The sequence below is a fragment of the Paenibacillus sp. PK1-4R genome (assembly GCF_030369595.1).
Classification (GTDB): domain Bacteria; phylum Bacillota; class Bacilli; order Paenibacillales; family Paenibacillaceae; genus Paenibacillus.
Genome location: NZ_CP126535.1, coordinates 2,095,211 through 2,109,773 on the forward strand (window position 1 = coordinate 2,095,211; position 14,563 = coordinate 2,109,773).

Sequence of the window (14,563 nt, forward strand, 5' to 3'; positions counted from 1 at the left end):
TAGATGTAGTACATACATAAGCATTATGCATATATCCAAGGAGTATTTTGCATTGAATGATGCAAATGCCCACATCGCAGGAGGAACAATGTCATGAACGAAAACATACAAAACATACAAGTTGGATTCAAATGCCCGGATTGCCAGCAGGATATCCGAGCGGAATTTATAGATGAACAGGTCAGTACGGTTCGTTGTAAAGGTTGTGACAGAGCGTATACACTTTTGAAGCCAACCATCGGTGATGAGATTCTACTGGATTGGGAGCAGGAGGCTTTGTATCACAAGCTGAGGGCAGAGCGGTCTGAACTGGATAATCACAATATGTCGGCCTTGATTATCAAAGTTATCGAGCTGCTTACATGGCGTGATCGGGGAGATGGACAGACCCGTGCCATACAGACCGTGAGGGAATGGCTTGCTTCCAGTGGCAAACCTCAGACCTTGCTTGAATTGTTCCATCAATCTCCGCCACAACCTGAAAATAAACGTTTCGATCGTTTATGATTTACATACATTAGCCGTTCCTGTGGCATATTACCTGAAGGTATTCGTGTGTGCAAACGACTAACCGAATTTTTCAGGAACAGGAGCGGATAGAATGAAGCGAATGGTTCTATATATACTGTTGGGACTGTTATCCATCAGTATGATACCGGCACAGACTGAAGCATCACCGGTTACCGGAGCGTATCACTTTGGCTTCAAAAAAAGTCAAAACGGTCAACTGCCCTCCATTGATCAGGAAGGCTTTAAATCGATCTTACAACATAACGATGCCATTTTCCTGGGGGATACAAAACAGAAGGAATTGTATCTCACGTTTGATAACGGGTATGAGAATGGATTCACACCTGCCATACTGGATGTATTGCGTACCAAGAAGGTGCCAGCTGCTTTCTTTGTGACAGGTCATTATCTGAAAGATCAGCCTGAGTTGGTCAAACGTATGGCGGCTGAAGGTCATATTGTCGGTAATCATTCATGGAGTCATCCGGATATGACCCGCATCTCCAATGAAAAGCTTAGAGAGGAACTCGAGAAGGTCAAGTCGGAGGTCAATCGGCTGACGGGTCAACAAGCGACCTTTTTACGGCCACCGCGCGGGATTTTTAACAATCGTACGCTCGCAGAGAGTCATGCTCAGGGTTATGTGAATGTGTTCTGGTCTGTTGCTTATAAAGATTGGGATACCAATGTGCAGCGTGGCGCACAATATGCTCATCAACAGGTGTTGAAACAACTCCATCCGGGGGCTGTCATTTTGCTTCATTCGGTATCCAAAGATAACACGGAAGCTCTGGGTTCCATCATTGATGAGGCCTGCAAGCAAGGATACGCATTCAAAAGTCTGGATGATCTGCGGATCAAAAATTATTGATCTGTATCGTAATGACCAAGGTTACTCTTGAGTTTGGCAAAATATTAAAGGGCATCCTGAGCGATTAAGCTCGGAATGCCCTTTTTAGTTATAACGGTATGCCAATCCAAGTATTGGATGTACCACATACAGATTAAGAAGAAAGGATTGGGTAATACGATACAATGTAACGTGTAATACTATAAAACAGTGTTATAGATGATTCCAATCGTTTTCGGGCCGCAGTGACTGCATACTACACAACCAGCAGTGGTCAGTTCCACACGGGCACCCGTTTGTTCCTGCAAAGACTTCTGCAAGTCAAGCGCATCCTCTTCAGCCATGGTGTGCACAACAATCAGCAGGTCTGGATCGATCTGATCCTTCTGGCTGAGCGTATTATTCAGCATTTGTTCCAGAGCTTTCTCCCGTTTGCCGCGGACTTTATAGGCAGGTGCCATCTTGCCATCCGTTACCCGGATGACAGGACGAATCTTCAACAGGCTTCCAATCAGATTCTGCATGCCTGAACAGCGTCCACCTTTATGCAGATACTCCAGTGTATCGATGACAAACTCCGTGCGTACATTTGATTTCATCGCCTCAATCAGGTGTGTAATCTGAGTCAGGTTTTGCCCTTTATCAGCAGCATGTACAGCTTTCATCACCATCAGTGCAATTCCTGATGAGAGATTCTGTGAGTCAATGACCGAAATTCGACCTTCCGGGAACTCGGTACTCGCTAGTCGTGCATTTTGATAGGTAGAGGAAAGTTCAGAAGATAAGCTGATATATAAAATCTCATCCCCTTGATCTATGTAAGGTTGAAATGCCGTTATGAAATCAGCGGGGGAAGGTGCAGCTGTTTTGGGAAGACGCCCATCTCGGCTGACACGTTCATATAGCTGTTCAGGCTTAATCTCAGCACCGTCTTTCAGTGATTCTTCACCGAACACGACATATAAGGGGATGATACCGATATCGTGCTGCTGGATCCATTCTGGAGCCAGATCACTTGTGCTGTCCGCAAAAATTTTGATTCGTGACATGTCAATCTCCTTTGAAAACAATGATTTTGGCAAAAAATATAGATTATACTTATGTGTAAACCCATTCATTTTAATTATAAGGAAACATGACGCTGGTGCAAAGCGTTACATCAGCGTCATGCCTACCAAGATAAGTCCAACGAATAACAGAATCATGATCCCATTTAATATGGTTCCGATAATGGCAAAAACTTTCTTTCGATTCTTGAGAACAAGACCAATAATTCCGACGATACCTCCGGCCAGATTGAGAATCAGGCAGACCAGAATGGCTAATGAAGCCAGAACCACGGCTGGATGCAAGGCTATCTCTTCTGTCTGCAACGGGGTTAGAACTCCGATGGACTCGTTTACAGCCATGGTGGCAATAAAGAATATCAGAATATAACCCAAGATTGCAACCAATCCAATGACAAAGCTGGCGATTCCAGGTCCGGAATGTTTCAGTGGTACCATTGGTTGCCTCTCATGATCTGACGGGTATGCATCATAACTGTTGTTATTGTATTGATCTGCATGGCCAGCGGTTTGATCCGTGTTATTATAACCTGAATTATAAGAATCGCGATTATCCATAATGTTGACTTACCTCCCTTAATCATCGTACTGAGTGTTATTAACCTAATCGATGAGTAATGATTCTCCTTTTAGAGGTTGTTCAAACTCGGTACTGAAAACCAATCTTTTTGAACTTGCACTTAAAATACAACGATTACATACCTGTTACTTTTCCATAATTATCGATAAAAATCAAGGATTTACGCCAGTTTTCTAAGATATATAGGGTAAAGATAGGATCAGTAAGTATAAACAGACATATGATCTGTGAAGCTCCACCCCGACTGGTAAAGGAGGAGTGGATTCGCTACAATAATAGGAGTGAAGTGTAGTTGAATTAAGGGAGAGAACTTATATGCAACGAAGATGGATGATGCTTGGAGCTGTAATGACCATGCTGTCGGTGGCGATAGGTGCTTTTGGTGCTCACATGCTCAAGGATACGATTGGGCCCGCGGCCATAGCTACATATGAGACGGGTGTGCAATATCACATGATTCATGCATTGGGCCTGCTCATTATTGGTTTGACGGCTGGTCAACTTGGAGCATCTACAAAACTGAAGTGGGCAGCGCGCCTGTTGTTTATCGGAATTATCGTGTTCTCGGGCAGCTTGTATGTGCTTAGTATTTCTGGCATCAAGATTCTGGGTGCCATCACACCGATTGGTGGGGTAGCCTTCATTGCCGGATGGTTGTTATTGGCATTAGATGTATGGCAGCGAGGTAAGGATCGCTCCTGATCGGTCCAAACAAATCTCGGAGGGTTCAATCCTACATGAACCATAGAACTAAAAAAGCAACTTGCGTTAGAATGTCCCGTCATTCTAACGCAAGTTGCTTTTTGTTTTAATCCGATGAAGTTAGTTACAGAAACTCATCGATTTCATTGGTTCGGAACGTATACACCTGTTTTTCATCGACATGGTAGATGCTCACAATACTGGTATCTCGATCAAAATTCAGAATGCGGCAAGGAATGCTCTGATGTTTACCGTTCTTGTTATTGACAACAATACGGGTGAGTTTGTTCTCTTTAATGAGCGTGTCAATCCACGCGTCAAACGAGTTTCCATCGGAAACATTGGATGTTTGGGTGGCAGGCTTTTTCTCGCTAACCGGTTTTTCTTGCTGATTCTGTGTTTTGACTGGAGCAGGTGAGGCAGGTGTCTGAGCTGCAGTGGACGCCTTCTGTGCTGCGTTGGCTTTTTTGCGTTCGTTGTGAAGTGTGACGAAAGAGTCCTTCTTGGACTGGAGTGTCGCTTCAATAATTTTGCCTAGCTCTATGCCGGATTGAATCCGAAAGTCCGCAATTTGTTCTTCATTGTTTATGAACTCCAACAGGGACTGCAGTGCCAATGCATTTGAGCGGCTCTTAATAAGTATATCGACATTAAATAAAAAGCCGATGTCCTCTTGATTGGATAAGGTTTCTTTCATTCATCCCAGCCCCGTTAAAAAGTATGTCAGCTCAAAAAAACGCTTCAATTCACTATATCATTAAAAAGGAAATTATCATAGTGCTAGAGACGCAGAAATATGCCGAAACAAATGGGTGAATATCACAAATAAACCTTATTATTCACGTCTTTTAGAAGGTGTCCACAAGACAATCCAGAATGAGGAAAACAACATTCGTGAACTATGGAAGAGGAGGTTGAACGGGAAATTTGTTGACCGATGCAGTCCATTATTGTTGGAGAGCATGTATCGGCATGTGCGGAGCAACTTATCGTACCTCATTTTGGAGTAGAGTCGAAAAGTGCTGGTATATGTAAATAATCAACCCGTATGAGACAACATTCATTAGTTTTCAAAAGTGTTTAAAAGGAGTTGAGAATGCTAAAAGAAATCAATTGTGACTGTATTTTATGACGAGATCCGTAAAGGCTGTGCTTTTGCTTAACTTCCCTTTATTATGTTGATCTCCAAAATAGGCTCATGCCCACTCTAATTGTTTGTACTCTGACGTTTAACAACCGTCTTCTCGTTATTATGTTACAATATGCTCATCACACATTAAGGAATGAAGATCATGCATCAAGAGGACAGTCTATTTGAACAGATTATGAAGCAGAAAAGATTGAAACCTATCAAGCCTGCAACTACAAAAGTTCAAGTAAAACCAATACATAAAAAGAAACTAGCTCAGGAGCAATTAAGTGAATTGGATGTCCAGTTCAAAAAGTCGGTAGCTGAATCAATAGATCGAAGTGTACTTCATAGACGTGTACTGGGAATTAGAAGAGAGTTAACGGAGATAAGGAAATTAAAGAATGATGAGCATACGTTTTAAATTAGGCCTAATTCAACTCATCTTGGGTGAGAGTGGTTTTTATATTATGGCGTTTATTCCCTGCGTTCTAATCCCTTCTATCGAATCCCATAGACCCGCTCCTTTTGGCATGGTATAATAATTCCATAATTTAGGAGACGAGGTCTACATATGAAGAAGTTGGTTTTATCGTTTTTAGCTTTATTATTGTTTGTCGTTTCAACTACATATTCACCGGCACCAGCAACAGCGGCTACTAAGTATGATTTTAAGAACGTAAATTGGGGTATGACAGTTAATCAGATTAAAAAGAAAGAGAAGTCGAAATTGTTAGATACAACCAAAATCAAGGATATCTCACTACTGGAATACAAAACAACGGGATTCAGAGTAAACGCAAAACTAGTATACATATTCTATAAAAATAAATTAGTACGGGCAGTATACGAGATTTATCCTAATGATTCTAAAAAACCACTATGGATAAGTACTATAAATACTTCAGTATAAAACGTGATCTCTTTGACGAATATGATGGTTCAATTAACTTCAAAGATGGTTTAACTCCAGGTGGGAAACGAGTACTTTATGATAGCGAGGACGTAGAAAAAGATTTAGTCACGGGTGCTATTGCTCTTGAATCTAATTGGGTAATTGACAAGAAAAAAAACAGTATTAGTTTGATGTTGGCTAGAGTTACTGATGCTGTAAGACTTAGAGTGATATACACAGATTATAATTTAAAGTATGACCTTGATGAACTTATAGACGCTCAAAAATATTAACGATTATTATAAGAGCTGCCTCATTCCTGAGGTAGCTTTTTATATTCCAACTAAGCATATTTCTACTATTTAAATCTGAAAGAAGAATTAGCAACAATATATTTGAACTGTAAGTACCTACATTTTCTCAAACACGGCAGGTGTCCACACGACAATCCAGAATGAGGCATACAATTATCGTGACCTGTGGAAGAGGAGGTGGATCGGGAAATTATGGTGACGATGGAGCCCATTGTAGTTGGAGAGCATGTATTGGTTGGGGTAGAAGTCAAGCTGCCCAAAACAACGTTGTTGACCATTAATACATCCAAAGGATATATCATGTGCGGAGCACTCGACGTGGGATTACTTAATGAGAAGCTCGGGGATCGCAAGATTATTGCGGCTCGGGCGGTTGGTGTGCGTACACTGGAGCAGTTGCTGCATGCACCTATGGAGTCGGTGACAACAGAAGCCGAGGCCATGGGCATTACGGTTGGCATGACGGGTGTAGAAGCTTTGTTGAAAATGATCTAATCACTAACAAAAGGGCTCCCCATATGGGAAGCCCTTCTTTAGCGTCGAATACAGAGCCTGGCACATCATAGCTCCCACCTCTATACACACGAACGCTTTCCATTTAATTAAACTTCTTCCTTCGCGAACAAGGCAGCCAGATTTTCTTGGAAAGGTGCGCGAACAACGCCTTTTTCCGTGATAATAGCTGTTACATATTCGTTAGGCGTTACGTCAAATGCTGGATTAAATACTTTAACACCTTGCGGTGCTGTACGTTTACCAAATCCTTCGGTCACTTCCTCCGCGGCACGTTCCTCAATTGGAATCAGGTCGCCGGATGGAGTGGACAAGTCGATGGTCGACAATGGGCTTGCTACATAGAACGGAATATTGTGAGCCTTGGCAAGCACGGCTACGCTGTAGGTTCCGATCTTGTTAGCTACGTCACCGTTCGCTGCCACACGGTCTGTTCCGACGATAACAGCTTGAATCCAGCCTTTGGACATCACCATGCCTGCCATGTTATCACAGAGCAGCGTGACGTCAATGCCGGCTTGCTGTAACTCAAATGCAGTCAGGCGTGCACCCTGAAGTACAGGACGAGTTTCGTCTGCAAATACTTTCAGGTGAATGCCACGTTCCTGTGCGAGATACATTGGAGCAGTTGCCGTACCGTATTTCGCAGTAGCCAGTCCGCCTGCATTACAGTGAGTGAGAACACCCATGCCATCTTCGAATAAAGGCAGTGCATTCTCGCCGATCATGCGGCATACTTCTTCGTCTTCCTTCTGAATTAACAGAGCTTCTACTTCAAGAGCATCATTGCCCTCATCCAGGCTCAGGCCGGATTCAACGACCTCATTTGCTTTTTGCATCATGCGATCCAATGCCCAGAACAGGTTCACCGCTGTTGGACGGGAAGTGGCCAGATGAGCACATATGGATTTCACGTGGTCCAACCAACCTTGAATGGTCGTTCCGTCATATGATTTGGCACCCAATACAACACCAAATGCAGCAGCAATACCAATCGCCGGAGCACCGCGTACTTTCATGGAGTGGATGGATTCCCATACTTCCTCGGGTGTATACAGTTTCAACATGAGGATCGTTTCGGGCAGCAGACGCTGGTCAAGCATTTCAAGCTTGTCCTTTTTCCAGATGAGAGAGGACAGAGGCTGATATTCAGGGGTTGTCATGGGTGGTTCCTCCGTTCCTTATGTTAAGCCTTAGTAGTAGTAACAGCTGTGGATACAATATCCAGTACTTCGCCGATGGTATTCAAGCGACGATTGTTCTTGATCAATGCTTTACCAATGGACAATGCTTTACGCTGAGCATGTTCACGTTCAGTCGCATTTGGAATGGTATCAATATCCGCCACGTGAGCGAGTCCAACGATACGACGAACCATTTTGGCACCTGCGAAGCCAATGGAATCTCTGAACAATTGTTGTACATACAGATCCTGATAGCCTGGCGTTTTTGCCATCGGATCAACGAGATCATTAACCCAGAGGGCACGGAAACGAGATTCGAATTCAGTCCATACATCACGAACCATGTTCAGCAAAAGCGTCTCACGCTCACGCAAAGCAGTCTCATCCTGAATCCATCCTGGCAGGGATGCGTAATTCAAGAGCAGGTTCGCGAGGACTGCACCAACATCGAATCCCATGGGTCCGTAATATGCAAATTCGGGATCGATGACTTTGGTCGATTCAGGTGTAACAAAAATACTGCCTGTATGCAGATCTCCATGAAGCAATGCCTGCCCATGTGTCAGGAATTTTTCCCGCAGCAAGGCCACTTCAAGGTGAAGCTCTCCATCTGTGCGAAGGGTTTCAGCCTCGTCTTCAATGGAAGCATCATAATTATTTTTCTCGGCGATCCGGTAGGGTTCATCAAAGATCAGATCCTCCGTTATTTTGCATTGGTCCGGATTAATGAATCTGCCCTGTTGTTCCTTCTTCAATTGCTGATCCATGCCCAAGTCGGATGTGAAGAACAGCGTTCTTGCCATGAATTCCCCAATATGCTGTGCAAAAAGAGGATAGGAAACACCTTCGATCAGGCCTTTGCGCATGATCACATGATCACTTAGATCTTCCATAACCGTTAACGCGAGGTCATCATCGTAATGATACACTTCGGGTACCATCCCTGGACACAGACGATACTCCTCCTGAAGAATCTCACGTTCAATGCGGGCACGTACCAGAGACAGTGGCCATGATTCTCCAACCACTTTCGCATAAGGAAGCGCCTGTTTGATAATGATACTTTTATCGGAGTTCAGATCCGTGATGTGGAAAACCAAATTCAGATTGCCGTCGCCGATCTCGTGACAATCCAGATTTGCATCTGCCGCAAATGGACCCGGTAATGTTTTGGCCAGTTCAATTGCATCCTGGGGGGTAAACGGGCGATATTGGGACAAAGGTGCCACCTCCATATATATGAAGAAACAGGAAAACCCACTTCTTTGCTTGGTATATGTCAGTATATCGGAAATAGCGTGGTTTTTGAACTTTTTTTTGAGACAAGCCAAGTTGATCCTGATTCGAACTTCCTGTTCCAGGGTAAAAACAAATAGGCCGGACAGTTGAGAGAAACACTGTTCATAAGCCTCTCCGCTAGCAAGCGGTGACACATTATTAACTCTCTGTTATGCATTGCGGGACAACCTGCTTATCATGCCATGACAGACTAATTTTAAATAAAGGATGGGATTAATATGGCTACAAAAAACAAAACAGATCAAGCAAAATCGGTGGAACAAGTACTTAATCGTCAGGTAGCTAACCTGAACGTATTGTATGTTAAAATCCATAACTATCACTGGTACGTTAAAGGACCTAACTTCTTCACGTTGCATGTGAAATTCGAAGAGTTCTACAACGAAGTTACAGTACAAATGGATGAAATCGCAGAGCGTATCCTAACGCTGAAAGGTAGCCCAGCGGCTACAATGAAAGAGTATCTGGAGCTTTCTTCTATTCAGGAAGCAGCAGGCGGAGAAGACGCAAAAACAATGGTGCAAAACCTCATCGAGGACTTCGCTACACTTTCGAATGAATATCAGGAAGGTATCGAAGTTGCAGATGCAGCTGAAGATCAACCAACATCCGATATGCTGACAGGCTTCAAGGCTGACCTGGAGAAACACATGTGGATGCTTCGCTCTTTCCTGGGTTAATATAGCCAAGATTTTGCCTAATACTAGTGGTTCTCTTACGTAAGCTTTCTGAGCTCGGATCTTTGTTGTCAGAAACGCCCTGAGCGTCTATACTGCTGACAAGAATGATAGGGGAGGGAACCGCTTATGTTAGAACCAACGATACCGGCTTTAAAAGAATGGGCTTCTGCAATCAAAGCACTGGAAACGGGTCGCCAAATTATGGTGATGCGCAAAGGTGGTATTGTAGAGGAAACCCGACATTTTGAGCTGAAAAGTCCGGCGTTTTACCTGTATCCGACTTATGAACATCAGCGTAAAGAACTGATTAAGTCCTCGGATCAATCCTATGTTGAAGAATCACTGGCCGAATGGGTGCCCGAAGCTTCGACAATCCGTATTACTGCATATGCCGAAGTAACGCAGGATCTGGAGATACGAGATCAGGAGATGCTGGATCGACTTCTTGACTTTCATATGTGGACAGCGGATTTTGCCGAAGACCGTTTGAAATGGAAACGGAAAGATCCGCTCCATGTATTGATTTTACGTGTGTACCTTTTGAAAGATCCGATGGAAATCCCAGTACTGCCTGAATATAACGGTTGTCGTTCATGGATTTCTATTCCGAATGGTCCGGTGCCGCGCGAAATGACGCCGGTAGTGGACGTTGCGGATTTTGACGAACAGGTACAGAAGATTAACGAGATGCTCAAATTGTAATATTATTAATGAAGGGGCTTGTCCATAATATGGATAAGTCCTTTTTTGGATTAGTGTATAGCAGATAAGATAAAAGCTTGATTTTCTGTGATTTTTCTCACTGTCTATCTTGGCGGGAGATGTTTTCTCATTTGATTCAATCTGGTATTTATTATAGAATCAGAAAGAATAATGTTTCCTGCAAGGAATATACACTCTGAGGAAATAGCTTGATTATCATTGAGAATCAGTTTAGAATTATTCTAAAGTGTTCTTGCTTTAAGGAATCGAGTACAAGAGAAATTCAGGGGAAGCCCTGTTCAGATATAATAGGCGCTTTTTCGTTTTCGACAGTAAACATCAATTTAATCAATGGAGGGAAACAATACACATGGCTACGAATTTCGTCATTGAAGGTCTGAAAGCGACGATCGAAGGTAAGGAAATCCTGAAAGGCATCAACCTGGAAATGAAAGGTGGAGAAATCCACGCAATCATGGGTCCGAACGGAACAGGTAAATCAACTCTGGCTTCTGCATTGATGGGCCATCCGAAATATGAAGTAACTGACGGTACAATTACACTTGATGGTGAAGATGTATTGGATATGGCAGTAGATGAGCGTGCACGTGCAGGTCTATTCTTGGCTATGCAATACCCAAGTGAAATTGCAGGTGTTACAAACTCCGACTTCTTGCGTAGTGCAATTAACGCACGTCGCGGCGAAGGTAACGAGATCTCCCTGATCAAGTTCATTCGTCAAATGGAAGGTAAAATGAAAGAACTCGACATGAACCCTGAGTTCGCTCACCGTTACCTGAATGAAGGTTTCTCCGGTGGTGAGAAAAAACGTAACGAGATTCTGCAAATGATGCTGCTTGATCCGAAAATCGTAGTACTTGATGAAATTGACTCCGGTCTGGACATCGATGCTCTGAAAATCGTAGCAAACGGTGTAAATGCAATGAAGAGCGAAGATCGTGGTTTCTTGATCATCACTCACTATCAACGCCTGCTTAACTACATTACTCCTGACTACGTACACGTTATGATGCAAGGTCGTATCGTGAAATCGGGCGGACCTGAACTGGCACACCGTCTGGAAGCTGAAGGATATGACTGGGTTAAGGAAGAGCTGGGAATTACAGACGAAACTGTAGGTCAAGAAGCGTAAAGACAAAACGGAGGAGGATTAATCAATGACTACACAAACAATTCTTCCGGTTGAATCTGAAGCGCTTCGCGCCTTGTCGGAAAGCAACAATGAACCCGGCTGGTTGACCGAACAGCGGCTCGAAGCTTTAAAGCTTGCGAGCGGGCTTGCGCTTCCTAAACTGGAAAAACAAAAAATCGAACGCTGGAATGTCAGCGAGTACGGAACATATAAAACAAGTGAAGCTATTTCTTCTTTGACAGAAGTACCTGCTTCTATCAAAGATCTGGTTCAGGATCAAGCTGAAGGCAGTCTGGTTATCCAGCGCAATTCCGGTACGGTATACTCTAAAGTGTCTGCTGATCTGGCGGCAAAAGGAGTTATCTTCACGGATCTGGCTACAGCGGTTCGGGAACATGGCGATCTGGTAAAACCATATCTGAACACAGCGGTGAAAGCGGATGAGCATTCTCTCGCTGCATTGCATGCGGCACTTTGGAATGGCGGGGTCTTCCTGTATGTTCCGAAAAATGTCGAAATCGAAGTACCACTGCAAGCAGTGTTGCTTACGGATGACGCATCTGCAACGTTTGCACCTCACGTGCTGGTGGTTGCAGAAGCAAACAGTTCAGTAACTTATGTTGATAACTATGTATCTGGCGAATTGTCCGCACCTGTTTTCCATAATGGTGTTGTGGAAGTATTCGCAAAATCCGGTGCTAAAGTACGTTACGCTTCGGTTCATCAACTGAGTGTGAATGTAACTGATGTTTCATTCCGTCGTGCAGTGTTGGATAATGATGCTTCGATCGAGTGGATTGTAGGCGAAATGAACAATGGCGATACAGCGAGCAACACGATGACTGTGCTTAAAGGCAATGGATCAAGTTCTGATTCCAAAGTCATCGCTGTAGGTTCCGGTTCACAGAAAATCAACTACACCACAGAAGCTCGTCACTTCGGTAAGAATACACCAAGTCAGATGATTACACGTGCAGTTATGCGTGAAGAAGCTTCTGCAATCATCAACGGGATCACGAAGATTGAGAAAGGCGCTACCAAAGCCGATGGACAGCAGACAGAGAAAGTGTTGATGCTGAGCCCTAAAGCACGTGGAGACGCCAACCCAATCCTTCTGATTGATGAGGATGATGTAACAGCAGGTCACGCGGCTTCTGTTGGTCAAGTCAATGCCGAGCAGATTCATTACTTGATGTCGCGCGGAATTAACCGTACGGATGCCGAACGCCTGATCATCTATGGCTTCCTGGCTCCGGTGGTGGCGGATATTCCTTTGGAAGCACTGCGCACCCAATTGCAGTCCCTGATTGAGAAGAAGCTGGGACAATGAACCCGTCCATTCGCGAGCAGTTCCCGATCCTCCACCAGGAAATTAACGGACACCCGCTCGTATATTTAGATAGTGCTGCGACTTCACAGAAGCCTCGTGCTGTGATCGAAGCAGTCAAACATTATTATGAGTATGAGAACTCCAACGTACATCGCGGTGTACATACCCTTGGAAGCCGTGCAACCGACGCTTACGAAGGCGCACGTGAGAAGGTAGCCAAGTTTATCAATGCCCGTAGTACACAGGAGATTATCTTTACTCGCGGGACAACGACAGCCCTGAATCTGGTGGCTTCATCATATGCCCGCGCCAATTGCAAAGAAGGCGATGAAATTGTTATCACGCAAATGGAGCACCATAGTAATCTGATTCCTTGGCAGCAGGTTGCCAAGGAGACAGGTGCAACATTGAAATACATCCCGCTTCAGCCTGACGGTCATATTGAATTGGCTGATGTCGAGAAGACGATTACGAACAATACTAAAATTGTAGCCATCGCTTATGTATCCAATGTTATGGGTCTGATCCATCCTGTGAAACAAATTGCTGAAATTGCACACCGCAATGGTGCTGTCATCGTTGTTGATGGCGCACAAAGCACACCTCACATGAAGGTGGACGTTCAGGATCTGGACTGTGATTTCTATGCATTATCCGGTCATAAAATGTGCGGACCAACCGGAATCGGTGCACTCTACGGCAAAAAGGCGCTGCTGGAGTCCATGGAACCCATTGAGTTCGGCGGTGAAATGATTGATGATGTGGGTCTGTACGAATCCAACTGGAAAGAACTTCCCTGGAAATTCGAAGGTGGAACCCCGATTATCGCAGGTGCGGTAGGGTTGGGAGCTGCCATTGATTTTCTGGAGCAGATTGGTATGGATGAGATCGCACATCATGAGAGTGTGCTGGCAGCTTATGCAACAGAACGACTGGCCGAGATCGATGGGTTAACCATCTATGGCCCAGCCAAGCGGCATGTGGGTGTTGTTACCTTTAATCTGGGGGATGTTCATCCGCATGATGTGGCAACTGTGCTGGATGCGAGTGGCGTAGCCATTCGTGCCGGACACCATTGCTGTCAACCGCTAATGCGCTGGCTTGAAGTTAGCTCAACAGCTCGTGCCAGCTTCTATCTATACAATAACGAACAAGATGTAGATCGGCTTGTCAGCGCCTTAATCCAGACAAAGGAGTATTTTGGCGATGCAACTTGATGATCTGTACAGACGTGTTATAATGGACCACTACAAAAACCCGCGTAACCGCGGAACATTTGATAATGACGCTGTCACGGTGAATTTGAACAATCCAACGTGCGGCGACCGGATTTCACTGCAAATTTTGCTGAAAGACGGAATCGTTCAGGAAGCCAAATATACGGGTGAAGGCTGCTCCATCAGCATGTCCTCTGCATCGATGATGACGGAGGCTGTCAAAGGCAAAACGATGGAACAGGCACTCGATATCGCTAACCGTTTTTCCTCACTGATGAAAGGTGAAGAAGTCGATTTCGACGATTATGAAGATCTCGAAGCCCTATCCGGTGTGAACAAGTTCCCTGCACGCATCAAATGTGCCACTCTGGCCTGGAATGCATTACGCAAAGGGATTGACGAAGAGAACAAAGTACAATAACGATAGGGAGGTAGAGC

The 14,563-nt window shown here is 44.3% G+C and carries 18 protein-coding genes; 13 read left to right on the forward strand and 5 right to left on the reverse strand.

Annotation, left to right across the window (positions count from 1 at the left end; genetic code table 11):
* The first annotated feature begins 93 nt into the window (after nucleotides 1-93).
* Together QNO02_RS09155 and pdaA are read left to right on the forward strand one after the other, a co-directional pair.
* A complete protein-coding gene (locus tag QNO02_RS09155; RefSeq protein ID WP_249911240.1) occupies nucleotides 94-507 on the forward strand; it encodes a hypothetical protein in 414 nt (137 codons plus the stop codon).
* Between the two features lie 94 nt (nucleotides 508-601).
* Nucleotides 602-1,381, forward strand: coding sequence for a delta-lactam-biosynthetic de-N-acetylase (gene pdaA, locus QNO02_RS09160; protein WP_289391855.1), 780 nt, complete (start codon nucleotides 602-604; stop codon nucleotides 1,379-1,381).
* A 179-nt stretch (nucleotides 1,382-1,560) separates the two neighbouring features.
* Here the strand turns inward: pdaA and QNO02_RS09165 are convergent, their stop codons facing one another.
* Nucleotides 1,561-2,409: a DegV family protein gene (locus tag QNO02_RS09165; RefSeq protein WP_249911239.1), complete on the reverse strand. Its 849-nt coding sequence runs from the start codon at nucleotides 2,407-2,409 to the stop codon at nucleotides 1,561-1,563.
* Between the two features lie 105 nt (nucleotides 2,410-2,514).
* Nucleotides 2,515-2,985, reverse strand: a complete 471-nt coding sequence (locus QNO02_RS09170) for a hypothetical protein (protein ID WP_289391856.1) — start codon at nucleotides 2,983-2,985, stop codon at nucleotides 2,515-2,517.
* 337 nt (nucleotides 2,986-3,322) lie between these two features.
* On the opposite strand from QNO02_RS09170, the gene QNO02_RS09175 reads away from it, so the two are divergent.
* Nucleotides 3,323-3,709: a DUF423 domain-containing protein gene (locus QNO02_RS09175; RefSeq protein ID WP_091032639.1), complete on the forward strand. Its 387-nt coding sequence runs from the start codon at nucleotides 3,323-3,325 to the stop codon at nucleotides 3,707-3,709.
* 124 nt (nucleotides 3,710-3,833) lie between these two features.
* On the opposite strand, the gene QNO02_RS09180 is transcribed toward QNO02_RS09175, so the two are convergent.
* The gene (locus QNO02_RS09180) at nucleotides 3,834-4,406 is read right to left on the reverse strand and encodes a hypothetical protein (protein WP_091014625.1); all 573 of its coding nucleotides are present in this window, start codon (nucleotides 4,404-4,406) and stop codon (nucleotides 3,834-3,836) included.
* 595 nt (nucleotides 4,407-5,001) lie between these two features.
* Here QNO02_RS09180 and QNO02_RS09185 point away from each other — a divergent pair.
* The 4 genes from QNO02_RS09185 (at nucleotide 5,002) to QNO02_RS09200 (ending at nucleotide 6,542) form a co-directional block, all read left to right on the forward strand.
* Nucleotides 5,002-5,262, forward strand: coding sequence for a hypothetical protein (locus QNO02_RS09185; protein WP_091032637.1), 261 nt, complete (start codon nucleotides 5,002-5,004; stop codon nucleotides 5,260-5,262).
* A gap of 150 nt (nucleotides 5,263-5,412) precedes the next feature.
* On the forward strand, nucleotides 5,413-5,751 hold the full coding sequence (locus QNO02_RS09190) for a hypothetical protein (RefSeq protein ID WP_289391857.1): 339 nt from the start codon (nucleotides 5,413-5,415) through the stop codon (nucleotides 5,749-5,751).
* Nucleotides 5,721-6,026 carry a hypothetical protein gene (locus tag QNO02_RS09195; RefSeq protein ID WP_289391858.1) on the forward strand — a complete coding sequence of 102 codons (306 nt, stop codon included), beginning with the start codon at nucleotides 5,721-5,723 and terminating at the stop codon, nucleotides 6,024-6,026. Before QNO02_RS09190 ends, QNO02_RS09195 begins: the two co-directional genes overlap by 31 nt.
* Before the next feature lie 213 nt (nucleotides 6,027-6,239).
* On the forward strand, nucleotides 6,240-6,542 hold the full coding sequence (locus QNO02_RS09200) for a YunC family protein (RefSeq protein WP_017689545.1): 303 nt from the start codon (nucleotides 6,240-6,242) through the stop codon (nucleotides 6,540-6,542).
* A 107-nt stretch (nucleotides 6,543-6,649) separates the two neighbouring features.
* Here the strand turns inward: QNO02_RS09200 and mtnA are convergent, their stop codons facing one another.
* Complete coding sequence (mtnA, locus tag QNO02_RS09205) at nucleotides 6,650-7,723, reverse strand: S-methyl-5-thioribose-1-phosphate isomerase (protein WP_091032634.1); 1,074 nt, start codon at nucleotides 7,721-7,723, stop codon at nucleotides 6,650-6,652.
* A 23-nt stretch (nucleotides 7,724-7,746) separates the two neighbouring features.
* Nucleotides 7,747-8,964 (reverse strand): S-methyl-5-thioribose kinase, encoded by a 1,218-nt coding sequence (mtnK, locus tag QNO02_RS09210; protein ID WP_289391859.1) that lies wholly within the window; start codon nucleotides 8,962-8,964, stop codon nucleotides 7,747-7,749.
* A 297-nt stretch (nucleotides 8,965-9,261) separates the two neighbouring features.
* On the opposite strand from mtnK, the gene QNO02_RS09215 reads away from it, so the two are divergent.
* From QNO02_RS09215 to sufU, 6 genes are all read left to right on the forward strand, one after another.
* Nucleotides 9,262-9,723 (forward strand): Dps family protein, encoded by a 462-nt coding sequence (locus QNO02_RS09215; protein WP_017689542.1) that lies wholly within the window; start codon nucleotides 9,262-9,264, stop codon nucleotides 9,721-9,723.
* A gap of 126 nt (nucleotides 9,724-9,849) precedes the next feature.
* Nucleotides 9,850-10,425, forward strand: coding sequence for a DUF1802 family protein (locus tag QNO02_RS09220; protein ID WP_289391860.1), 576 nt, complete (start codon nucleotides 9,850-9,852; stop codon nucleotides 10,423-10,425).
* Nucleotides 10,426-10,795: 370 nt separating this feature from the next.
* Entirely contained in the window at nucleotides 10,796-11,578 is a 783-nt protein-coding gene (gene sufC / locus QNO02_RS09225; protein WP_062833524.1) for a Fe-S cluster assembly ATPase SufC, read from the forward strand.
* 25 nt (nucleotides 11,579-11,603) lie between these two features.
* Complete coding sequence (gene sufD, locus QNO02_RS09230; RefSeq protein ID WP_249911236.1) at nucleotides 11,604-12,908, forward strand: Fe-S cluster assembly protein SufD; 1,305 nt, start codon at nucleotides 11,604-11,606, stop codon at nucleotides 12,906-12,908.
* Nucleotides 12,905-14,125: a cysteine desulfurase gene (locus QNO02_RS09235; RefSeq protein ID WP_091032625.1), complete on the forward strand. Its 1,221-nt coding sequence runs from the start codon at nucleotides 12,905-12,907 to the stop codon at nucleotides 14,123-14,125. The genes sufD and QNO02_RS09235 overlap by 4 nt, the downstream gene beginning before the upstream one ends.
* Nucleotides 14,115-14,546, forward strand: coding sequence for a Fe-S cluster assembly sulfur transfer protein SufU (gene sufU / locus QNO02_RS09240; RefSeq protein WP_017689537.1), 432 nt, complete (start codon nucleotides 14,115-14,117; stop codon nucleotides 14,544-14,546). The genes QNO02_RS09235 and sufU overlap by 11 nt, the downstream gene beginning before the upstream one ends.
* The last annotated feature ends 17 nt before the right edge of the window (nucleotides 14,547-14,563 follow it).